The sequence below is a fragment of the Nocardia sp. NBC_01377 genome, assembly GCF_045040005.1.
Lineage (GTDB): Bacteria > Actinomycetota > Actinomycetes > Mycobacteriales > Mycobacteriaceae > Nocardia > Nocardia noduli.
Map to the genome: position 1 here is coordinate 4,765,638 of NZ_CP109566.1, position 21,974 is coordinate 4,787,611.

Consider the following 21,974-nt stretch of genomic DNA (forward strand, 5'->3'; position numbering starts at 1 on the left):
AGGTGTCCAGCAGCACGGATGACGATCCCCCACTCGAAATTCCGAGTCGTTCCGGTGCCGTTCGATGTACACCATCGGCGTCCCGATACCGCGCGGTCAGTCGACCCGGATCACGATGGCGGAGGCGTTGTCGTTTCCGCCCGCCCTGTCGCACGCGGCCAACAGGCTCGTGACAACGGACCGCGGCGGCGTGTTCCGACCGAGGAAGGTTCGTAGGTCGTCGTAGCCGACCTGCTCGGATACTCCGTCGGTGCACAGCAGGTACCGGTCACCCGGTCTCATCGTCACGCTGAGCACATCCGGTTCCGGCGCGCCCCCGTGACCGATATAGCGGGTCAGCTGATACCGCGCCGACGCGGCCTGCGCCGAGTCGAACGGATACCAACCGTGCACGGCGCCGAGCCAGGCCATCGTGTGGTCGGTGGTCAGCAGTTCGAGCAGCCCGGCACGCAACCGGTACACCCGGGAGTCACCGATCTGCACCAGCCAGCATTCCCGCGAGGTGGCCACCATGGCGGTCAGTGTGCACCCGGCCAGATCCCGCGTTCTCCGGCCGATTCGACTCACCTCGGCGTGAGCTGCCGCTACCGCGTCACGAAACCCGTCCGGCCCCGGCTCCGGTCCGCGCGTGACGTGGTCGACGAAGATATCGACCGCGGTCCGCCCGGCGGGCGCGCTGCCCGGTCCCTCCCCCATCCCGTCGGCCAATACCGCCAGCAGGGGTTGTTCGACCAGGTGGGTGACGTCGAAGTTCGCCGAGTAGCGGCGACCGATATCGCTGCCGACGGCGGTCTCGATCTCCAGACCATGCACCCCGCGAATTCTGGCATGACGGAGCGGAGCGTGCGGGGCCGAGGAGTTCCCACCGCGTCGCCGGCGCCGATATCCGCGATTCTCGTCCGATTTCACGCGCGACAGTTATATCTGACGCGCGTCGGATTCCGGGTCGGTGGCGAGTCCGCCGACCCGACTGGAACGAAGGATCACCATGAGCGAGACCGGCAGTCCACCGTCCACCGCGATCATCGGCGCGGGCATCGCCGGGCTCACGGCGGGGAAGATGCTCGGGAACTACGGGATTCCGTACACCTGTTTCGAAGCGTCGGATCGGATCGGCGGCAACTGGGCGTTCCGCAATCCGAACGGGCACTCGAGCGCGTACCGGTCGCTGCATATCGACACCTCGAAATATCGGCTCTCGTTCCAGGACTTCCCGATTCCTCGGGAGTATCCGGACTTCCCGCACCACTCGCAGATCAAGGCCTATCTCGATGAGTACACGGCGGCTTTCGGACTGCTCGACCGGATCGAATTCGGCAACGCCGTCGTGCGCGCCGAACATCACGCCGAGGGCGGGTGGACACTGCACACCACCGACGGGGCGGCCCGTGACTTCGATTTCCTCGTGGTGGCCAACGGACATCACTGGGGTCCGCGCTACCCGAATTTTCCCGGCACGTTCACCGGCGAGACGATCCATTCGCACCACTACATCGATCCGCGCGAACCGCTCGACCTGCACGGTCGGCGCATCCTCGTCGTCGGGATCGGCAACAGCTCGGCCGACATCACCGTCGAACTGTCCTCGCGCGCCACCGAGAACACGGTGTATCTGTCCACCCGTTCCGGGTCCTGGATCGTGCCGAAGTACATGGCGGGCAAGCCGGTCGACAAATACGGCGCCGCACTGCCTTTCATGCCGCGCCGGATGTTCCGCTGGATGGTGAACGGCTTCGCCGAATTCATCTCGGGCAATCCGGAGCAGTGGGGTCTGCCGAAGCCTACGCATCGGTTCATGGACGCGCACGGCACCCAGTCGATCGAATTGCCGTTGCGCCTGGGCTGCGGTGACGTGACCCCCAAACCCGATGTGGCGCGGCTCGACGGCCGGACGGTCCATTTCGCCGACGGCACCAGCGCCGATTTCGATGTGATCGTCTACGCCACCGGATACAACATCACCTTCCCGTTCTTCGATCCGGATCTGATCAGCGCGCCGGACAATCGCATCCGCCTCTACAAGCGCATCCTCGTGCCGGGCATGGACGATCTCGCGTTCACGGGTTTCGCCCAGTCGGTGCCGACGCTGTTCCCCTTCGTGGAATGCCAGGCGCGCATGATCGCGGCCTACGCGGCGGGCGAATACCGCCCCCCGAGACCCGAGGTGATGGAGCAGATCATCACCGAGGACGAGCAGATGTACACCGGGCACGTCCTGGACCGGCCACGGCACACCCAGCAGGTCGACTTCTTCACCTACGAGCGACAGATGCGGGTGAGCGAACTGCCCGAAGGCCGACGCCGGGCGCTCGACGGCGGCGCGGCGATCACCCGGCGGATGCGCGCGTGAATCACCCGCGCCCCACCACGACGACCAGCCCCGCCGGGACCACCGGCGATCAGCCCGACGGAGACAGCCCCATGCCCCGATCGCTCACCTTCGACTCCCACGGCGTGGATTGCGACGCCTGCCATTTCCCCGCCGCGCACGACCGCCTGGCCACCGACGCGGGACGACCCGCCGCCGTCATGGCGCACGGTTTCGCCGGAACCAAGGACTGCGGACTGGATTCCTTCGGCGCGCGTCTGGCCGAAGCCGGACTCGACGTCCTCGCGTTCGACTACCGGGGTTTCGGCGCGAGCGCGGGCGAACCGCGCCGGGTCATCTCGCTGCGGGGGCAGATCGAGGACTACCGCGCGGCGTTGCGGACCGCCGCGCGCCTGCCGGGGGTGGATCCGCGTCGGCTGGTGCTCTGGGGTGTCTCGCTGTCGGGCGGCACCGTCCTCGAGGTCGCGGCGGGACGCACCGATATCGCCGCGATCATCGCGCTGACACCGTTGGTGTCGGGTCTGGCCACCGATCGCCCCGCCGTCTCGACACCGCCGACCGCGGAACCGGCCGCGTCACTGTCCACCCGCGCCACCACGACCGCGCGCCTGCTGCTGCGCGCCGCCGAGGACAAACGTGCCGCCGCCGCCCGCCGTCCCCGGGTCATGCTGCCCGCGGTCGGGCGGCCCGACGAGGTCGCGCTGCTGAATCTGCCCGGCACGTACGACGATTACCTCTCGATCGCCGGCCCCACCTGGCGTAACGAGGTGAGCGCGTCGATCGCCTTCGACGCCATGGGACACCGCCCACGACGCTTCGCTCAGGCCCTGCGGTGCCCGGTCCTTTTCCAGATCGCCGATTTCGACCGTTGCGTCCCGGTCGGGGCGGCCGTCAAGACCGCGGTCGAGGCGCGGGCGCAGATCCGGCACTACCCGGGCGACCATTTCGACGTGTATCCGGGCAAACGCCTGCACGAGGCGGTGCGTGAGCATCAAGCCGCGTTCCTGACCCGAACATTGCGGATATCATGACGAAACAAGCTGCACCGCAATGATATTCGAACGAGCACCGGATAGGCCGACAGCATCGGACGGGGTGCGGCACCACGGCTCACCGGGACCACGGCACACTCGACACATGCGTCACCTCCCACACGAATCCGCGCCGACACGGTCGGAGAACTGAGATGGCCGCGACCGACGACGCGGGCGGCCTGCTCGACCGGCGCACCCCCAAACGCGGCGATCAACGCCGTCTCGCCCTGCTGCGGGCCCTGGACGAGAAGTTGAAGGTGCAGGTTCTCGACGACATCAACATCGCCGATCTGACCGCGGCGGCGGGCGTCACCCGGTCGGCGTTCTATTTCTACTTCGAGGACAAGGCGGCCTGCGTCGCCGCGCTCGGCGCGGAGATGTACCGCGAAGTGCTCGACGCGACCCACCTGCTGGTCGACGGCGCCGGTTCACCGCGCGACCGTCTCGAAGACGCCCTGCGCGGAGTCTTCGCGGCGTGGGAAGGCCACCGCCGCCTGTTCCGGGCCATGGTGACCGCCCGTCAGCGCAATCAGTCGGTGGCCGACCTCTGGAACACCACCCGCGCCTCCTTCGTCGAACCGATCGCCGCCGTGATCGAGACCGAACGCGCGAACGGCAACGCGCCGGACGGCCCGGACAGCGTCGCCCTCGCCACCATCCTGGTCGAACTCAACGAACGCGCGTTCGAACAATTCAGCGCCGACGGCCCGCCCACCGTGGAACAACGGGTCGAAGCCCTGGTCGTGATCTGGCTCAGATCCATCTACGGCACGGTCGCGGTGTAGGCCGAATCTCCTTCATAAAGGTGGCTGCGCGATTCCACACCCGACCGTGACCGAACCGCGGGCGGCTCTGCTCGCGGATTCCCACGGGGTCGGCCATCATGGACTCCATGCGAGCTATTTGGAAAGGCTCGATTGCATTCGGGCTGGTCAACGTCCCCGTCAAGGTTTATACCGCCACCGAGGATCACGACATCCGTTTTCACCAGGTCCACGCCGCCGACGGCGGCCGGATCAAATACGACCGGGTCTGCACGATCTGCGGGAAATCCGTGCAGTACGCCGATATCGACAAAGCCTACGAATCCCCCGAAGGCGACAAAGTCGTGCTGACCGACGACGATTTCTCGAAATTGCCGGTGGCCGAGAAGCACGAGATTCCGGTACTGCAATTCGTGCCGTCGGATCAGATCGATCCGATCTTCTTCGACAAGAGCTATTACCTGGAGCCGGATTCGACCACGCCCAAGGCGTATGTGTTGCTGGCGACGACACTCGACCGCATCGATCGCACCGCGCTGGTGCATTTCACCCTCAGACAGAAGACCAGGCTCGCGGCGATGCGGGTGCGCGACGGTGTGCTGGTCCTCCAGACGCTGCTGTGGCCCGACGAGGTCCGGGCGGTCGAATTCGAATCCCTCGACGGTGTGTCCGAACCGCGCTCCCAGGAGATCGATATGGCCGAGACCCTGGTCGCGACCATGTCCGACGATTTCGATCCGACACTGTTCAAGGACGAGTACCAGATCGAATTGAAGAAGGTGCTCGACGAGGCCATCACCAGCGGCACCGGCAAGGTGGTCAGCCACGGGGAGGCCGCGCCCGCCGAGATGGACGCCGAAGTCGTCGATCTGGTCGCCGCCTTGCAGCGCAGTCTGGAGGCGAGCGGACGCCGCGGCGCCGGGGACAGCGGCGGATCGGGCACGCAGGCGGAGAAGGCGGCGGTGAAGAAGACCCCGGCCAAGAAAGCGGCGGCGAAGAAGGCGAGCACGCCCGCGGCGAAGACCGCGAAGAAGACCGCAGCCCGAAAAGGGGCCTGACCCTTCCTGATAGAGTCCCCGTCCAGTCGCATCACCACGGGACGGGCGCCCGTTCGGCGCTCCACGGGGGATACAGATGAAACGCCTGACCAGCGCGATCACCGGGGCCGCCCGTCCGCTCGACAGCCGGAAATCGGGCGACCGCAACTACCTGCAATATCGCGACGACATCATCACGGTGTCCCCCAACGGTGCCGGATCGGTGGTCCTGGTCGATCAATACCGCAACGGTTACACCCGGCACCATTCGACGGTGTCGCAGTGGGGCCGGCCGAATACTCCGCCCAACGACCAATACCGGAGTCAGAGCGGGAAATAGGCACAGTGACCGCCGTCGTCGTACGCCCTCTGCCGGAGCGGGTCAGAGCTGCTCGCGTCGCCCTGCTCGCCACCGCGTTCATCTGCGCGGCCTGCGGTCTCGTGTACGAGCTGTCGCTGGTCACCCTCGGCAGCTATCTGCTCGGCGACACCGCCGCGCAGGCCTCGATCACCCTGAGCGTCATGGTTTTCGCGATGGGGTTGGGCGCGCTCGCCGCGAAACCACTGCGCGGACACGCGGCGGCGGCTTTCGTCGCGGTCGAATTGGCGTTGGCGCTGCTCGGCGGGCTTTCGGTGCTCGCGCTCTACGCCGCCTACGCCTGGCTCAACATCTACACCTCCGCGCTGATCTTCCTCGCGATGCTGCTCGGCATCCTGATCGGCGCGGAGATTCCGTTGCTGATGGAACTGCTCACCGGTCTCGACGCTGATGCACCCGGTCATCATCGACCTCGAACTGCACGAGTGGCGCTGAGGTCCACGGCTGCGGACCCTGGCAAACTGGCGGCATGGACTCCGTCACGGCGATCGTCCCGATGGGCCTCGGCCATCTACGTCAGGTGCTCGATCTCGGGCACGAGGTGTTCGACGTCACCGCCAAGCCGTACACATCGTGGTCGCTGACCTCGGTGGCCGAACATCTCGACAGTCCGGACGGGGCATGCTGGGTGGCGCTGGATTCGGATCGGGTGGTCGGCTTCGTCCTCGGTTCGATGGAATTCGAACTCCGCGACGACTGGGCCTACCTGGAGTGGATCGCCGTCGCCCCCGATATGCAGGGCCAAGGTATCGCCAAACGACTGGTCGACATCTGCTCGGACGCGCTGTTCGCCCGCGGCGCCCTCCGCATCGTCACCGATGTGGAGGGCCGCAACACCGCCTCGGCCACCCTCATGACGCGCAGCGGATTCACCGCCGCGGCGTCGGTGACCCTGTTCGTCCGCCCGAATCCCGCCGAGCCCGAGACAGATCCGGATGTGGGGTTGCCGCCGATCGCCCCCGGCACCAAACGCGCGCTGATACGACGCGGACGCCTGGCGGGCGACAATCGAGCGAACCGCCCGCGCTGACGGACTGGCCGACGCGGGTACTCGGCCCGATCCCCTCAGGGCAGGATCGTCTCGTATTCGCCGCGCAACTCCTCGAGTTTCGGCCAGAACGTCGCCGGTGACCGTTCCTCGAGACGATCGCGCAGGAAGTCCAGGTGCGTGTGCCAGCCGGAGGCCACATTCACCATCTCGTCCCGTGACGGCAACTTGCTGTGAGTGACCACCAGGCGGACCTTGTCGTCCACCGGGTCGAGTTCGAAGGTCACCACCGAATCGGCGAGGTCGCCCCCGGTGCTCCAGGTGTGGCGCAGCAGGCGCGGCGGATCCCAGGCGAGCACCTCGCCGTGGCGTCGATCGGCGACCTCGGCCGGATCACCCTCGCCGGTGAGTTCGTGGATCCGGAAGACATGGTCGACCCGGCCGCCGGTGTGCTGTTCGAGCAACCCGCCTGCCAGCCAGGTGGCGCGTTTGTCGACATCGGTCAAATACGCCCAGACCCGCTCGATGGGTCCGGGCAGGATCCGCTCGACGCGGATCGTGGCCGCGTCGACGACCTCACCGTATTCACTCACCTTGATCCTCCTGTAGCAGTGCGGTTTCCAGTGCGTCGAGGCTCTCGTTCCAGAATCGTTCGTAGAAGCGCATCCATTCGACACCGTCGCGCAGCGGCCCCGCGTCGAGTCGGCAGATATGCGTCCGTCCCCGCACACTGCGCCGCACCAGCCCGGCCCGCTCCAGCACCTTGATGTGTTTGGACGCGGCCGCCAGCGAGATGTCGAACGGCGCGGCGAGTTCACCCACACTGCATTGCCTGCGCGCCAGGCTGCGCAACATCGACCGGCGCGTGGAATCCGACAGCGCGTGGAATACCACGTCGAGACGACCCCGAGAACTCTCAACCATACGGTTGAATATCCCGCATTCCGGCACTACTGTCAACCAATCGGTTGAATATCGTGGCCGATTTCCCGCATCGAACGGAGTGAGCCATGACCGACCAGAGTTTCACCACAACCATCGGCACCGATCGAACCCCCGAATCCGTCACCGCCGCCGTCACCGACGTGCGCGGTTGGTGGTCCAGATCCCTCGTGGGCGACTCCGCCCGGCCCGGTGACGTGTTCACCTACGAAGTTCCCGGTGTGCACCGCAGCACCATCGAGGTCACCGAGGTGGTGCCCGGACAACGGGTGGTCTGGCGGGTGCTGGACAACCGGATCGACTTCGTCGAGGACCAGACCGAATGGAACGGCACCGAGATCCGCTTCGACGTCACCGCGACCGAGGGCGGCGCCGAACTCCGCTTCACCCACGTCGGCCTGGTCCCCCGATTCGAATGTTTCGAGGCCTGCCGCAAGGGCTGGACCTACTACATCGAACAGAGTCTCGGCGGGCTGATCACCACCGGAACCGGCCTACCCGACGACGAACCGCAAGCCGTCGCACTGTCACGGGCACAGACCGAGACGACCTCGCGGTAATACGGACTCCCCGAATGGTGGACGGCCCGACGGCGCTCACCATCCGGCGACATTAGCTACTCGCTGGTCACTTGCTGAGCGGTCGACAAATCGATGGTCGTTCCGGTTACGCTGTCCGGTCATGACGGTGATGTGGCGTACCGGGAAACACCTGGCACTCGGCGGTATCGCGGCGGCATTGGTGATCGCTTGCGGCACATCGGAACTACCCGTGGCCGAACCCGAAGCCCGGACGGTGGCGACCACCGAATCGGTGTGCACCGCCTTCGAATCGAGCGACGAGGTGTTCACCAGTGAACAGCGTCCGGGCCGGATCACCATCCGCGTCCCCCGACTGCCGGGCTGGACGTTGTCCTGGGTCAACGGCTCCTCCCCCGGATTCATGGTGAACCGTTTCGACCTGCCGACCGACAGCGGTGGCCTCGGCTCCGCGATGGTGACCATCGCGACGTACAACTCGCTGGCCGATATCGATTCCGCCCTCGCGCATCTCACCATGGTGCGTGCGACGGCTCCGGGCTGGCGTCAATCGGGTTCGGAGAGCATCGAGGTGTGCGGCGTCCGGGGTCTCCGGGTCACCGGAACCGCGCCCAGCGCCGGTATCGATATCCACTACGAATATCTGGAACTCGCGTTCCGGGCCCCGACGGGAGTGCACCCGGTTCAGGTGAGCAGCCAGGTGAAGGTCGTGGATCTGCCGCGATACCGCACCGACCTGACGACCATCCTCGGCGGCGTGCACATCGATCCGTAATCACGGCAGGGCATTCCGGAACCGAGGGGTGTGGACCACGTCCGCACCCCTTTCACGTTCCGGGTGGATCAGTTCGCGTTCGACGTGCACGCCGAGAGGGCGACCGCCGCAGGCCGCGCCTGCGCACTGCCGAGATCGGGGAATGGCGGCGCGGATTCGCCGAGTGCGCCGATCGCGGCCTGCTCGGCCTCGGTGCGGGTGCCCGCCGCCGCCCAGCCGTACGCGCCGTCGGCTCCCCTGGCGATCGCGGCACAGCCGTCGACGAAACGCTGCACCAATTCGCAGTCGTAGACCGCGCATTCGCGGATGGCTTCGGCGTCGGCGCGGACCCGGCTCGACTGATCGACCGCCGCGACCACCTTGCCTGTACTCCTCGACACCGCCAGCGTCCCGTAGTACTTGCCCGCCGCGGCGGCGGGACCCGACCCCACCCCGACGATGGCGAGAGCGGCGGTCGATGAGACGGCGACCGCGAGGGCCGACTTGCGCAACACGGACACGAAAAGATCTCCCCGTTTAGAGAACGACAACGGGGCGATCTTGCTCGTCTCGAACCGGATTGTCCAGCAATTCTTTTCGGAGCCGACGGCTATCGTTCCCCGGCCTGGTCACGGCACGAAGAAGCCGCCCCGCGGTACGGGGCGGCTACGACGACGCCGGAATCAGACGGTGAAGCCGAGAGCGCGCAGTTGTTCCCTGCCGTCGTCGGTGATCTTGTCCGGACCCCACGGCGGCATCCAGACCCAGGTGATCTCCAGGTCCTCGACCAGGCCGCTGCGGACCAGGGCGTTGCGGGTCTGATCCTCGATGACATCGGTGAGCGGGCAGGCCGCCGAGGTCAGGGTCATGTCAAGTTTCGCGATCTCGTTCTCGACCGCGATACCGTAGACCAGTCCGAGATCGACCACGTTGATACCGAGTTCCGGGTCGACGACGTCGCGCATCGCCTCCTCGATGTCCTCGAGGTGTTTGATCTCCTCCGCCGACAGCTCGACCTTCTCGGGCTGTTCGGCGGTTCCGGCCGCTTCGCTCGTCTCGGTCGTCTCGGTCGTCGATGTCTCACTCATGACGTAGCCCCATTCGTGCCCATTGTCCGCTTGGCATCCTCCGCTGTCCCTGTGCCTTCCCCGGCGGCTATCCGGACCACCGCGTCCTTGAATGCCATCCAGCCCAACAGCGCGCATTTCACGCGAGCCGGGTATTTCGATACTCCGGCGAGCGCGATGCCGTCGCCGAGCACATCCTCGTCGCCTTCGACAGTGCCGCGGCTGGAGATCATCTCACTGTAGGAGTCGACCACCTTCAGCGCCTGCTGCACCGGCAACCCGATCACCTGATCGGCCAGGATCGAGGTCGCGGCCTGACTGATCGAGCAGCCCTGTCCGTCGTAGGAGACGTCGGCGACATCACCGTCGTCGCCGATGTGGACGCGCAGAGTCACCTCATCACCGCAGGTCGGGTTCACGTGGTGCACTTCGGCGCCGAACGGTTCCCGCAGCCCGCGATGATGAGGATGTTTGTAGTGGTCCAGGATCACTTCCTGGTACATCTGCTCCATACGCATGTGTTATTCAACCCCGAAGAAGCTCTTGGCCTTCCGCACGGCCGCGACCAGTGCGTCGACCTCGTCGAGCGTGTTGTAGACGGCGAAGGACGCTCGCGCTGTCGCCGCGACGCCGAAACGGCGGTGCAGCGGCCACGCGCAGTGGTGTCCGACCCTGATCGCGACGCCCTGATCGTCGAGGATCTGGCCGACGTCGTGCGCGTGGATGCCGTCGACGACGAACGCCACCGCGCCACCGCGCTCGACATTCTCGGTCGGTCCGACGATCCGCACGCCGGGGATCGCGGCGAGACCGGCCAGCGTGGCGTCGACGAGCGCGTGTTCGTGCGCGGCGATGGCGTCCATGCCGATGGCCTCGAGATACCGTACCGCCGCACCCAATCCGATCACCTGCGAGGTCATCGGCACGCCCGCTTCGAAACGCTGCGGGGGCGGGGCGTAGGTGCTGTGATCCATGAAGACGGTTTCGATCATGGAGCCGCCGGTGATGAAAGGCGGGGTCTGCTCGAGCAGCGCGCGGCGGCCGTAGAGCACGCCGACACCGGACGGGCCGAGCATCTTGTGACCGGAGAACGCGGCGAAATCGACGCCGAGTTCACGGAAGTCGACCGGCATATGCGGCACCGACTGGCAGGCGTCCAGTACGACGATCGCGCCGACCGCCTTCGCGCGGCGCACCAACTCGGCCACCGGCGCGATCGCCCCGGTGACATTGGACTGGTGGGTGAACGCGACAACCTTGGTGGCGGGCGACAATTCGAGCGAATCGAGATCGATCCGCCCCTCCTCGGTCACCGCGTACCACTTGAGAGTGGCCCCGGTCTTACGCGCGAGTTCCTGCCACGGAACGAGATTCGCGTGGTGCTCCAACTCGGTGATGACGATCTCGTCACCCGGTCCGACGTGGTACGGGAACCGCTCGTCGGCGAAGGAGTAGGTCACCAGGTTCAGCGATTCGGTCGCGTTCTTGGTGAAGACGATCTCGTCGGCTTCGACACCGACGAAGCGGCCGATATCGGCGCGGGCGCCCTCGTAGGCGTCGGTCGCCTCCTCGGCCAGCTGATGCGCGCCGCGATGCACCGCCGAATTGCTGGTGATCAGGAATTCGCGTTCGGCATCGAGCACCTCGGTCGGTCGCTGCGACGTCGCGCCGGAATCCAGGTACACCAACGGCTTCCCGTCCCGGACCGTGCGGCTCAGGATCGGGAAATCGGCCCGGACGCGGGCCACGTCGACGGCGTTGCCCGTCACGGACGCTGCTGTCATATCAGGCTCCAGCTGTTGCTGTCTGAGTGAAACGCACGTAGCCGTTGGCGTCGAGTTCCTCGGCAAGTTCGGGGCCGCCCTCGGCGACGATGCGGCCGCCGACGAAGACGTGCACGAACTGCGGCTGGATGTAGCGCAGGATACGGGTGTAGTGGGTGATCAGCAGCACGCCGCCGTTCTCACGCTCCCGGTAGCGGTTGACGCCCTCGGAGACGATCCGCAGCGCGTCGACGTCGAGGCCGGAGTCGGTCTCGTCCAGGATGGCGATCTTCGGCTTGAGCAGGCCCAGTTGCAGGATCTCGTGGCGCTTCTTCTCGCCGCCGGAGAAACCCTCGTTCACGCTGCGCTCGCCGAAGGCGGCGTCGATCTCGAGTTCGCCCATCGCCTCCTTCACCTCTTTGACCCAGGTGCGAAGCTTCGGCGCCTCGCCACGGACCGCGGTGGCGGCGGTGCGCAGGAAGTTCGACATCGAGACACCCGGCACCTCGACCGGGTACTGCATGGCGAGGAACAGCCCCGCCCGCGCCCGCTCGTCGACCGGCATCTCGAGGATGCTCTCACCGTCGAGCGTGATCGAGCCCTTGGTCACCGTGTACTTGGGATGTCCGGCGATCGCGTAGGACAGCGTGGACTTACCCGAGCCGTTGGGGCCCATGATGGCGTGCGTCTCACCGGATTTCACGGTGAGGTCGACGCCCTTGAGGATCTTGATGGGCTCGCCCGCCTCGTCCGGGTTGGCGACCTCGACGTGCAGGTCCTTGATTTCCAAGGTGGTCATCGAATTCGAATTCCTTCGTGGGAAGTTGATGTGTGCGGATCAGACGCCGATGGCGGCGAGTTCGACCTCGATGGCCGTCTCCAGCCGCTGCCTGATCTCGGGGACCGCGATCTTCTGGATGATCTCGTGAAAGAAGCCGCGTACGACCAGCCGCCTGGCCACATCCTCGGGGATGCCGCGGGCACGCAGGTAGAACAGCTGCTCGTCATCGAAACGACCGGTGGCGCTGGCATGTCCGGCGCCCGCGATCTCGCCGGTCTCGATCTCCAGGTTCGGCACCGAATCGGCGCGCGCGCCGTCGGTGAGCACCAGATTGCGGTTCACCTCGAACGTGTCGGTGCCCTCGGCGGCCGCGCGGATCAGCACATCGCCGACCCACACGGTCCGGGCATCGCCCTTGGGCGAGTGCGGATCACCCTGCAACGCGCCCTTGTACAGCACATTCGATTTGCAGTTGGGCTGCGAGTGATCGATCAGCAGGCGCTGTTCGAAATGCTGACCCGCGTCGGCGAAGTACAGGCCGAGCAGTTCGGCGTCGCCGCCGGGCCCGTCGTAGTTCACCCTGCCGGTCAGGCGCACCAGATCTCCGCCGAGCGTGACGGCGATATGGCGAAGCGTGGCGTCGCGGCCGAGTTTCGCGTGATGCGCGGTCGCGTTGACGGCGTCGTCGGCCCAGTCCTGCACCGCGACGACGGTCAGCTTGGCGCTGTCGCCGAGCACGAATTCGACGTTCTCGGCATAGGTTCCGCTACCGCGCTGGTCGATGACCACCGTGGCGACCGCGAAATTGCCGAGCGCGATCTGCAGGTGGCCGAAGGCGGTCTTGCCCTCGCCGGGACCGGTGACCGTGACGACGACCGGTTCGGCGACCTCGGTCTCGGCGGGCACCGACACCACGGTGGCCGTGACGAACCCCGAGTACGCCTGCGCGGCGACCCGGTCCGCGGGCACACCGGCCCGGCCGAGGCGAACGTCGTCGCGTGCGACGGTTTCCACCGTCACACCCTCGACCGCGCCGATCTCGACGGTGGCCGCGCCGTCGCGGGTCGCGCTGCCGTCGTGCAGACCGCGCAACCTACGCAGCGGGGTGAACCGCCACTCCTCGTCACGACCCGAAGGCACCTCGAAGGCGTCCACATCGAACGAGGTGAAGACCTCGCCCTTGTTGGTCGCCGCGCCGGCACCCGGGTTCTGGATCGGCTTGATCGTCGGGTTCTCGCCCTCGACCGCTCCGATTACGCCAGTCGCCATCAGCCGACGGCTCCTTCCATCTGCAGCTCGATGAGCCGGTTCAGTTCCAACGCGTATTCCATCGGCAGTTCCTTGGCGATGGGCTCGACGAAGCCGCGCACCACCATCGCCATCGCCTCGTCCTCGCTCATACCGCGACTCATGAGGTAGAACAGCTGATCCTCGGACACCTTCGACACGGTCGCCTCGTGCCCCATCGTCACGTCGTCCTCGCGGATGTCGACGTAGGGGTAGGTGTCGGAGCGGCTGATGGTGTCGACCAGCAGCGCGTCGCATTTCACCGTCGACTTCGAGCCGTAGGCGCCCTTGTTGACCTGGACCAGGCCGCGATAGGAAGCGCGACCGCCGCCGCGCGCCACCGACTTCGACACGATGGTCGACGAGGTGTGCGGCGCCAGGTGCAGCATCTTCGCACCGGTGTCCTGGTGTTGGCCCTCGCCGGCGAACGCCACCGAGAGCACCTCGCCCTTGGCGTACTCGCCGGTCATCCAGACCGCCGGGTACTTCATGGTGACCTTGGAGCCGATATTGCCGTCGATCCACTCCATGGTCGCGCCCGCCTCGGCCTTGGCCCGCTTGGTGACCAGGTTGTAGACGTTGTTCGACCAGTTCTGGATGGTGGTGTAGCGGCAGCGGCCGCCCTTCTTCACGATGATCTCGACCACCGCGGAGTGCAGCGAATCCGACTTGTAGATCGGTGCTGTACAGCCCTCGACGTAGTGCACGTAGGCGCCCTCGTCGACGATGATCAGGGTCCGCTCGAACTGACCCATGTTCTCGGTGTTGATCCGGAAGTAGGCCTGCAACGGGATGTCGACCTGCACGCCAGGCGGCACGTAGATGAACGAGCCACCCGACCACACGGCGGTGTTCAGCGCGGAGAACTTGTTGTCACCGGCCGGGATCACCGAACCGAAGTACTGCTCGAAGATCTCCGGGTGCTCGCGCAGACCGGTGTCGGTGTCCATGAAGATGACACCCTGCTTCTCCAGGTCCTCACGAATCGAGTGGTAGACCACCTCGGATTCGTACTGCGCGGCGACACCGGCGACCAGACGCTGCTTCTCCGCTTCCGGGATCCCGAGCCGGTCGTAGGTGTTCTTGATGTCCTCAGGCAGGTCTTCCCAGCTCTCGGCCTGCTTCTCGCTCGAGCGCACGAAGTACTTGATGTTGTCGAAGTCGATGCCGTCGAGGTTGGAACCCCAGTTCGGCATGGGCTTGCGATCGAAGATGCGCAGCGCCTTGAGTCGCTGTTCGAGCATCCATTCGGTCTCGTTCTTCTTGGCCGAGATGTCGCGGACGACAGCCTCGGACAGGCCTCGTTGCGCGCTGGCACCGGCCGCGTCCGAATCGCTCCAGCCGTAACCGTATTTACCCAGGGAAGCAATCGTCTCTTCCTGAGTCAAAGGCTGAACCTGGACAGCGGCTGATTCGCGGCTCGCCGCGGAGGTCGTCGTCATTCGGCACTCCTTCCGGAGTCGTTCGTTCGTACCGTCGCGGGCTGTGCGACGGAGGATGGAGAAGTTTTCGGGGTTGGCATCACCATCAGCGGCACGTGCGTCGTGCACGCGCAGTCACCGTTGGCGATCGTGGCGAGCCGCTGCACATGGGTGCCGAGCAGTTCGCGGAACACCTCCAGCTCGGCCTCGCACAGTTGCGGGAATTCCTCCGCGACATGGGCGACCGGGCAGTGGTGCTGGCAGATCTGCACGCCCGCGCCCACCTTGCGGGTGGTCGCAGCGAAACCCGCTTCGGTGCACGCTTCGGCGATCTCCTCGGCCTTGGCCTCGGTTTTCTCCGGGGTGTGCTCCCCGATCGCGTCGATCCCGGCCACGATAGTGCGTGCCCGTTTGCGCGCGAATTCGGTGATCGCCTGTTCGCCGCCGATCTCGCCGAGTTGCCGGATCGCGGCCCCCGCGAGATCGTCGTAGGCGTGACCGAGTTTGCCTCGGCCGGTCGCCGTCAGCTGGTACTGCTTGGCGGGACGGCCGCGCCCCTTCTGCTGCCACGGCGCGGAACGAGCCGCGCGTGCCTGACCGGAATCGATCAGGGCGTCGAGGTGACGGCGCACCCCCGCGGGGGCGAGACCGAGTCTCGTTCCGATCGCGGTCGCGGTGATCGGCCCCTCTTCGAGCAGCAACTGCACGATGGCAGCTCGCGTCGGTCCTTCCGCGCCCACCGGAACGGAGGCGGCGGAGGACGCGGCACCGGCCGGACGGCCGGGCCTTCCGTCGTTTTTCCGCAAGCCCACGCTTTTCACAACATCAGTGTGGCGGAATTCGTTCCCGAAATCTAATAAGGGTGCCCTGACCAGAAGTAGGGCCCTACCTGCGGAAAATCGGACATCCATGCGCGTGACCGTGCGAAACGTCGGCTGCGCGCGGTGACCGACCGCCGTCGTGAGTGACGCGCAGCACACCGCGTGAATCCACGTATCGGGTCCGCGCGACGTGCGGAATTCGATAATCACCCCGACAGCGCATCGGGGCTCAGCGCCTCCACGAGCCGAGACGGCCACAACGTCGACGCGAGCCAGCGGTCGCGGTCACGACCTCCGACGGAGGCACCGGCCGACGTCGACAGGTTGCGAGCCCACCGGGATCGGCCCCGCTCGGGCGCCCCTGAACCCCGCCGCGAACAGGGGATCAGCGCCGTGCTTCCGACCACGGAACGCCCACCCCCGATCGGCTACGCTGACCCGGTGAAGTCAGGCCAACAGGGTGCAGACGGTGTCGATGACGATCGATCCGCCCCCTCGAGAACCCTGACCCGACTGCGTGCGACCAAGCCGTTCGCCTCCGCCGTCGCCCTCGGCAGGCGCGTCATCGGACTCGATGTTCCGCCCGATCACACCGTCAGCGAAGCGCTCCACGTCAACGAACCCGAGGCCGCAGGTCTCAATGTCAACGAGACCGGCCAGCTGCGCCGGGTCAGACTGCTCGGCGCGACCGGTTCGGTGATGATGGCGATCGGCGCGCTCGGACTCGGCGCGCAGCCGACCTTGCAGAACCCCACCTACGGCAAGGCCATCCTCGGCCTGCCCGCCCGGGTGCACAGTTCCGGGTTGGCCGTGACCATGCTCGGCACCGTCATCGTCATGCTGGCCTGGCTGCTGCTCGGCCGGTTCGCGCTCGGCCTGCAATCGAATCGGGTCCGCAGGCTCAGCCGGTCGCAACTGGATCGCACGCTGCTGCTGTGGATCATTCCGCTCTCGGTCGCGCCGCCCATGTTCAGCCAGGACGTGTATTCCTATCTGGCCCAGGGCGAGATCGCGGCGCGCGGACTCGATCCCTACGACGTCGGCCCGGTGACCGGACTGGGCCAGGACCATGTGCTCACCCGCAGCGTCCCGAATATCTGGCAGAACTCCCCCGCGCCGTACGGGCCGTTGTCGATCTGGTTCGGCAAGGGCATCGCGGAACTGACCGGCGAGAACATTCTGGCCGGTGTACTACTGCATCGCCTGCTCGCGCTGGTCGGCATCGCGTGCATCGTGTGGGCGCTGCCGCGTCTGGCGCAGCGCTGCCGCGTGTCCGGTGTCGCCGCCCTGTGGCTGGGCGCCGCGAATCCGCTGGTGATATTCCACCTGGTGTCCGGCGTGCACAACGAGGCGATGATGATCGGCCTGATGCTGGTCGGGCTGGAACTGTGCCTGGCCGCGCTCGGTCGCACCGGCCCGATACGCGGTCACACGCTGACCCTGTTACTGGCGGGCACGACGGTGATCGCGCTGTCGGCCACCGTCAAGATCCCGTCGATGCTGGCGCTCGCGTTCGTCTGGATGGCCTTGAGCAGACGGTGGGGCGGGAGTTGGCGCGCGATCTGCAGCGCGGCGCTCCTACTCGGCGCCACGACCGCGACGGTGCTGCTGGCGGTGTGTTTCGGCAGCGGACTCGGATTCGGCTGGATCGACACGCTCAACACGGCGAGCACGGTGCGCAGCTGGATGTCACTGCCGACGGCCCTCGGCGTCGCCACCGGATTCGGCGGCGTCCTGCTCGGTCTCGGCGATCACACCACCGCGCTGCTCAGTATCACCCGTCCGATCGCCGCCGCCGCCGCCGCGCTGATCGTGGTACGGCTGCTGATCGCGGCCTGGAGCGGTCGCCTGCATCCGGTCGGCGCGCTCGGTGTCGCGTTCGGCGCGGTCGTGCTGCTGTTCCCGGTGGTGCAGCCGTGGTACCTGCTGTGGGGCATCGTGCCGCTGGCCGCGTGGGCCAACCGGCCCGCCTTCCGCGTCCCGGCGACGGTGGCCTCGGCGACGGTGGCCGTACTGCTGATGCCGTCGGGCAGCGACATCACCCCGTTCGTCCTCATCTACGCCGCGGCGATCACCATCGTCACCTGCCTGCTGATGATTCTGGCCACCCGCAAATCGCTGCCGTGGCGGTTGAACAGATCCGGCGCGGAGAGCGCGCTGCCCGCGGCGAGGTCGGGCGACTGACCGTGCGGGGGTGTCTTCCAGGTCACATCGGCCCGAGGCATACGGTGTGACACCGTGACCGTTGCCTCTGGACCCGCCGTCCGCGTCGATGGAGTCGTCAAGCGTTACGGCGAGACCACCGCGGTAGACGGCCTGTCCTTCGACGTCGAACGGGCCCAAGTGCTCGCGCTCCTCGGCCCCAACGGCGCGGGCAAGACCACCACCGTCGAGATGTGCGAGGGGTTCGTCACCCCCGACGCCGGATCGGTCCGGGTACTCGGCGCGGATCCGATCGCCGACTCCGAGCGGCTGCGTTCACGGATCGGTGTCATGTTGCAGGGCGGCGGCGCCTACCCCGGCGCCCGCGCCGGGGAGATGCTCGAACTGGTCGCCGCCTACTCGGCCGATCCGCTCGATCCGGATTGGCTGCTGCGCACACTCGGTCTCCAGGACAATCGGCGCACCCCCTACCGTCGCCTGTCCGGCGGGCAGCAACAGCGCCTCGCCCTCGCGTGCGCGCTGGTCGGACGCCCGGAGATCGTCTTCCTCGATGAACCGACCGCCGGTCTGGACGCCCAGGCCCGCCTCATCGTCTGGGAACTCATCGACGCGCTGCGCCGCGACGGGGTGACCGTCGTACTGACCACGCATCTGATGGACGAGGCCGAACAGCTCGCCGATCAGCTCATCATCATCGACCACGGGCAGATCGTCGCCGCGGGCACGCCCGCCGAGGTCACCGCGCACGGAGCGGCCGGGCAACTGCGTTTCACCGCTCCGCCGAAGTTGAATCTCGAATTGCTGAAATCAGCGCTGCCGGAAGGGTTCTCGCCACGCGAGACCACGCCGGGCTCCTACCTGATCGAAGGCGAGATCGACCCACAGGTGCTGGCGACGACAACGGCGTGGTGCGCCAGGCTCAATGTCCTCGCCACCGATATCCGCATCGATCAGCGTCGGCTGGAGGACGTCTTCTTGGAACTCACCGGACGGGATCTGCGCGGATGACCAACGTCGATCCCGCTGCCAACCGCTTCGCGCCCGGCACCTTCTCCCCCGCGCCTCGCCCGGCCGCGCGCACCGCCATGCTGCTCGCGCAGACCCGACTCGAACTGATCCTGTTGCTGCGCAACGGCGAACAGTTGCTACTGACGCTGTTCATCCCGATCACCCTGCTCGTCGGATTGGCCCTGCTGCCCTTCGGCGGACTCGGCGACGACCGGGTGGACAAGATCGTGCCCGCGGTGATGATGGTCGCGGTGATGTCGACGGCGTTCACCGGTCAGGCCATCGCGGTCGGTTTCGATCGCCGATACGGTGCGCTGAAACGCTTGGGCGCCACGGCACTTCCTCGCTGGGGCATCATCGCGGGCAAGAGCGCCGCGGTGCTGATCGTGGTGGTGCTCCAGGCGATCGTGCTCGGCCTCATCGGCGTCGCGCTGGGCTGGCGACCGGAGCCGACCGGCCTGCTGCTCGGCGCCCTGGTGATCGCCCTCGGCACGTTCACCTTCGCCACCATGGGCCTGCTGCTCGGCGGCACCCTCAAGGCGGAGGTCGTGCTCGCGCTGGCGAATGTGCTCTGGTTCGTCATGCTCGGCATCGCCAGTATCGTCTTCGCCTCCGACGATCTGCCGACCGTGGTGAACGTGCTGGCCCGCCTGGTTCCCTCCGGCGCGCTCGCCGTCACGCTGGAGGAAGCGCTGCGCGGTTCCATCGATTGGTTCGGACTCGTCGTGCTCGCGGTGTGGGGCGCGGTCTGCGCCTTCCTCGGCACGCGATTCTTCCGCTTCCACTGACTAACGACGCCTTGTAGTAGTCCGGGTGCGGTGGCCGGATCTGCTGCCGCTACCATCGTCGGGTGCTGTATCGCGCATTCGTCGGACTTGTCGATCGCCTCCCGCTGCCCTCACTGCGAGTGCAGCGGTTGACGGCGTTCGCGGTGATCCTCACCCAGGCCGGGATCGCCGTCACCGGGTCGATCGTCCGGGTCACCGCCTCCGGACTCGGCTGCCCGACCTGGCCGCGATGCTTCCCCGGCAGTTTCACCCCCATCGGGGTGTCCGAAGTCGCGGTCGTGCACCAGGCGGTGGAATTCGGCAACCGCATGCTGACCTTCGTGGTCAGCCTCTTCGCCGGACTGATCGTGCTCGCCGTGATCAGGGCCCGACGCCGCCACGACGTTCTGGTGTACGCGTGGCTGATGCCGGGCGGCACGGTATTGCAGGCCGTCATCGGCGGGATCACCGTCCGTACCGGACTGCTCTGGTGGACCGTCGCGGTGCACCTGCTCGTCTCCATGCTGATGGTGTGGCTGGCGACCGTGCTGTACGCCAAGGTCTCCGAACCTGACGACGGAATAGAAGCCGTGCGCGCCCCCGCGCCGCTGCGTTGGCTCACCGCCCTCTGCGCCGCCGCGCTGGCCGCCGTCCTGGTCGCGGGCACGCTCGTCACCGCCGCCGGACCGCACGCGGGCGACAAGAGTATCGACCGCCCGGTCGCGCGACTCGAGGTCGAGATCGTCACGCTCGTCCACCTGCATTCCCAGTTGCTGGTCGGCTACCTGGCACTACTGATCGGCTTGGCGTTCGGCCTGTTCGCCTTCGGCATCATGCCCGCCGTCCGCGCCCGGCTGTTCACCCTATTGGCGCTGGTCTGCTCGCAGGCGCTCATCGGCGTCGTGCAGTACTTCACCGACGTCCCCGCCGTACTCGTCGTCTTCCACGTCGCGGGCGCGGGCGCGTGCACCGCCGCCACCGCCGCACTCTGGGCTTCGTTGCGCACGCGCGAGAAGGTGACCGCGCCACTGCCCGCCGCCACCGCCCAAGCCGTCTGAGCGGCGGCCGACTCACAGAACCGCTCTGTCGGCGCGGACCGATCATCGTTCCGGGTCGGCGCTCATCCGAATCCCGTGGCCGCGCTCGCGCCGGTCGGTGCGACTACCCGTCCAGATCAGCCATCCCCAGCCGTTCGTGGGCGTACTGCCGCGCCGCGGCGGACCTTCGGGTCGGGCGTGCTCACTGTCGGCCCCTCCATCTCCTGATCAGTACGCCGGAGCCGGGGTTCAGCGATCGCCCCCCGGCCCCGATCGATACCGGGATTACGCCCCATAGCCACAGCAATCGGACCCCGCCTCCGATCGACAAGGGGATTACGCTCCCGGAGCCTCCGGGAAGTCGCACAGTTCGACGACGATCCCGTCCGGCCCCGCGACGAGCAGCGCCCTCTCGCCCCACTCCTGCCGGGTCATCGGCAGGAGGAACGGCGCACCCTCCGCCTGTAATCGCCGCTCCTCGGCTTCGAGGTCGTCGACCTGGAAAGCGAGCATCACCCCCGACATCGGCTGATCCCGAAACCCCTCCGGCAGGACCTCCAATCCCCTGCGGTGCAGCGCGATCTTCATTCCCGAGTCGGGGCGCGACAGCGACGCGAACCCGTCGGCCGCGAACAGTTCCTCGAACCCGAAGTACTTCGCGAAGAACGCCGCCGCACCCGGCACATCATCGACATTCAGACAGGCGATGGACTCGACGACCTTCATATTCCTCCTCCGACACCGAATAACTCAGTACATTGTACAGAGTTATTCGGTCGGCGCGCTCACACCGGTCGGCTGGGCCGACTTGGGGCCCCGGCCTCCGGGGACATTCATTGCCCCCAAACGTGGGAATCCTGCGTGTTCGGCCGGAGATTGTCCGCGCAGGCCGCATGCGGAACCAGCCCGCCCCGCCGGGCTCTCACGGGACGCCGACTGAGCACCGATCACGACGCGCCCGCACTTGCCGCCCATGGCGCGCCGATGGAGCACCCACAGGCGGACGCCACCTCATGGCGATATACGGACCCAGCCGCCCATACACAGATCACCGCCCCCGCTGCGACAGCGGGGGCGGTGATCATCGAGGGCG

The 21,974-nt window shown here is 66.9% G+C and carries 24 protein-coding genes and 1 pseudogene; 13 read left to right on the top strand and 12 right to left on the bottom strand.

Features of this window, described 5'->3' with window-relative positions:
* Positions 1-96 precede the first annotated feature (96 nt).
* Complete coding sequence (locus tag OG225_RS21860; protein ID WP_405177039.1) at positions 97-813, bottom strand: PP2C family protein-serine/threonine phosphatase; 717 nt, start codon at positions 811-813, stop codon at positions 97-99.
* Between the two features lie 175 nt (positions 814-988).
* Between OG225_RS21860 and OG225_RS21865 the strand changes: the two genes are divergently transcribed.
* The 7 genes and pseudogenes from OG225_RS21865 (at position 989) to OG225_RS21895 (ending at position 6,573) form a co-directional block, all read left to right on the top strand.
* On the top strand, positions 989-2,350 hold the full coding sequence (locus tag OG225_RS21865; protein ID WP_405177040.1) for a flavin-containing monooxygenase: 1,362 nt from the start codon (positions 989-991) through the stop codon (positions 2,348-2,350).
* Positions 2,351-2,421: 71 nt separating this feature from the next.
* Complete coding sequence (locus OG225_RS21870) at positions 2,422-3,360, top strand: alpha/beta hydrolase (protein ID WP_405183329.1); 939 nt, start codon at positions 2,422-2,424, stop codon at positions 3,358-3,360.
* Between the two features lie 155 nt (positions 3,361-3,515).
* Entirely contained in the window at positions 3,516-4,148 is a 633-nt protein-coding gene (locus OG225_RS21875) for a TetR/AcrR family transcriptional regulator (RefSeq protein ID WP_405177041.1), read from the top strand.
* A gap of 107 nt (positions 4,149-4,255) precedes the next feature.
* Entirely contained in the window at positions 4,256-5,185 is a 930-nt protein-coding gene (locus OG225_RS21880; RefSeq protein ID WP_405177042.1) for a Ku protein, read from the top strand.
* A 76-nt stretch (positions 5,186-5,261) separates the two neighbouring features.
* Positions 5,262-5,504, top strand: a complete 243-nt coding sequence (locus OG225_RS21885) for a DUF4247 domain-containing protein (RefSeq protein WP_405177043.1) — start codon at positions 5,262-5,264, stop codon at positions 5,502-5,504.
* A pseudogene (locus tag OG225_RS21890) lies at positions 5,501-5,917 on the top strand (spermidine synthase); the annotation flags it as partial. The gene OG225_RS21885 and the pseudogene OG225_RS21890, both read left to right, overlap by 4 nt.
* Before the next feature lie 146 nt (positions 5,918-6,063).
* The gene (locus tag OG225_RS21895; protein ID WP_405177044.1) at positions 6,064-6,573 is read left to right on the top strand and encodes a GNAT family N-acetyltransferase; all 510 of its coding nucleotides are present in this window, start codon (positions 6,064-6,066) and stop codon (positions 6,571-6,573) included.
* A gap of 35 nt (positions 6,574-6,608) precedes the next feature.
* On the opposite strand, the gene OG225_RS21900 is transcribed toward OG225_RS21895, so the two are convergent.
* Both OG225_RS21900 and OG225_RS21905 read right to left on the bottom strand, forming a co-directional pair.
* On the bottom strand, positions 6,609-7,124 hold the full coding sequence (locus OG225_RS21900; RefSeq protein ID WP_216911556.1) for an SRPBCC family protein: 516 nt from the start codon (positions 7,122-7,124) through the stop codon (positions 6,609-6,611).
* Positions 7,117-7,455 (bottom strand): ArsR/SmtB family transcription factor, encoded by a 339-nt coding sequence (locus OG225_RS21905; protein ID WP_405177045.1) that lies wholly within the window; start codon positions 7,453-7,455, stop codon positions 7,117-7,119. The genes OG225_RS21900 and OG225_RS21905 overlap by 8 nt, the downstream gene beginning before the upstream one ends.
* Before the next feature lie 86 nt (positions 7,456-7,541).
* On the opposite strand from OG225_RS21905, the gene OG225_RS21910 reads away from it, so the two are divergent.
* Both OG225_RS21910 and OG225_RS21915 read left to right on the top strand, forming a co-directional pair.
* The gene (locus tag OG225_RS21910; protein ID WP_405177046.1) at positions 7,542-8,033 is read left to right on the top strand and encodes an SRPBCC domain-containing protein; all 492 of its coding nucleotides are present in this window, start codon (positions 7,542-7,544) and stop codon (positions 8,031-8,033) included.
* Between the two features lie 121 nt (positions 8,034-8,154).
* Positions 8,155-8,787 (top strand): hypothetical protein, encoded by a 633-nt coding sequence (locus tag OG225_RS21915; RefSeq protein WP_405177047.1) that lies wholly within the window; start codon positions 8,155-8,157, stop codon positions 8,785-8,787.
* Positions 8,788-8,855: 68 nt separating this feature from the next.
* Here OG225_RS21915 and OG225_RS21920 read toward each other — a convergent pair whose 3' ends face one another.
* From OG225_RS21920 to OG225_RS21955, 8 genes are all read right to left on the bottom strand, one after another.
* On the bottom strand, positions 8,856-9,287 hold the full coding sequence (locus tag OG225_RS21920) for a DUF4189 domain-containing protein (protein WP_405177048.1): 432 nt from the start codon (positions 9,285-9,287) through the stop codon (positions 8,856-8,858).
* Positions 9,288-9,449: 162 nt separating this feature from the next.
* The gene (locus tag OG225_RS21925) at positions 9,450-9,854 is read right to left on the bottom strand and encodes a metal-sulfur cluster assembly factor (protein ID WP_405177049.1); all 405 of its coding nucleotides are present in this window, start codon (positions 9,852-9,854) and stop codon (positions 9,450-9,452) included.
* Complete coding sequence (sufU, locus tag OG225_RS21930; protein WP_405177050.1) at positions 9,851-10,351, bottom strand: Fe-S cluster assembly sulfur transfer protein SufU; 501 nt, start codon at positions 10,349-10,351, stop codon at positions 9,851-9,853. The genes OG225_RS21925 and sufU overlap by 4 nt, the downstream gene beginning before the upstream one ends.
* Positions 10,352-10,354: 3 nt before the next feature.
* Positions 10,355-11,617 (bottom strand): cysteine desulfurase, encoded by a 1,263-nt coding sequence (locus OG225_RS21935; protein ID WP_405177051.1) that lies wholly within the window; start codon positions 11,615-11,617, stop codon positions 10,355-10,357.
* 1 nt (position 11,618) lies between these two features.
* The gene (sufC, locus tag OG225_RS21940) at positions 11,619-12,395 is read right to left on the bottom strand and encodes a Fe-S cluster assembly ATPase SufC (RefSeq protein ID WP_405177052.1); all 777 of its coding nucleotides are present in this window, start codon (positions 12,393-12,395) and stop codon (positions 11,619-11,621) included.
* Between the two features lie 39 nt (positions 12,396-12,434).
* Positions 12,435-13,646 carry a Fe-S cluster assembly protein SufD gene (gene sufD / locus OG225_RS21945; RefSeq protein WP_405177053.1) on the bottom strand — a complete coding sequence of 404 codons (1,212 nt, stop codon included), beginning with the start codon at positions 13,644-13,646 and terminating at the stop codon, positions 12,435-12,437.
* Entirely contained in the window at positions 13,646-15,106 is a 1,461-nt protein-coding gene (sufB, locus tag OG225_RS21950) for a Fe-S cluster assembly protein SufB (RefSeq protein WP_405177054.1), read from the bottom strand. The genes sufD and sufB overlap by 1 nt, the downstream gene beginning before the upstream one ends.
* Entirely contained in the window at positions 15,103-15,996 is an 894-nt protein-coding gene (locus tag OG225_RS21955; RefSeq protein ID WP_405183330.1) for a helix-turn-helix transcriptional regulator, read from the bottom strand. Before OG225_RS21955 ends, sufB begins: the two co-directional genes overlap by 4 nt.
* A gap of 351 nt (positions 15,997-16,347) precedes the next feature.
* On the opposite strand from OG225_RS21955, the gene mptB reads away from it, so the two are divergent.
* The 4 genes from mptB (at position 16,348) to OG225_RS21975 (ending at position 20,902) form a co-directional block, all read left to right on the top strand.
* Complete coding sequence (gene mptB / locus OG225_RS21960; protein ID WP_405177055.1) at positions 16,348-18,090, top strand: polyprenol phosphomannose-dependent alpha 1,6 mannosyltransferase MptB; 1,743 nt, start codon at positions 16,348-16,350, stop codon at positions 18,088-18,090.
* Between the two features lie 54 nt (positions 18,091-18,144).
* Positions 18,145-19,077: an ABC transporter ATP-binding protein gene (locus tag OG225_RS21965; protein WP_109526955.1), complete on the top strand. Its 933-nt coding sequence runs from the start codon at positions 18,145-18,147 to the stop codon at positions 19,075-19,077.
* Positions 19,074-19,865 (top strand): ABC transporter permease, encoded by a 792-nt coding sequence (locus OG225_RS21970; protein WP_405177056.1) that lies wholly within the window; start codon positions 19,074-19,076, stop codon positions 19,863-19,865. The genes OG225_RS21965 and OG225_RS21970 overlap by 4 nt, the downstream gene beginning before the upstream one ends.
* Before the next feature lie 62 nt (positions 19,866-19,927).
* A complete protein-coding gene (locus OG225_RS21975; RefSeq protein WP_405177057.1) occupies positions 19,928-20,902 on the top strand; it encodes a COX15/CtaA family protein in 975 nt (324 codons plus the stop codon).
* 315 nt (positions 20,903-21,217) lie between these two features.
* Here the strand turns inward: OG225_RS21975 and OG225_RS21980 are convergent, their stop codons facing one another.
* Complete coding sequence (locus OG225_RS21980) at positions 21,218-21,607, bottom strand: VOC family protein (protein WP_405177058.1); 390 nt, start codon at positions 21,605-21,607, stop codon at positions 21,218-21,220.
* Positions 21,608-21,974 lie beyond the last annotated feature (367 nt).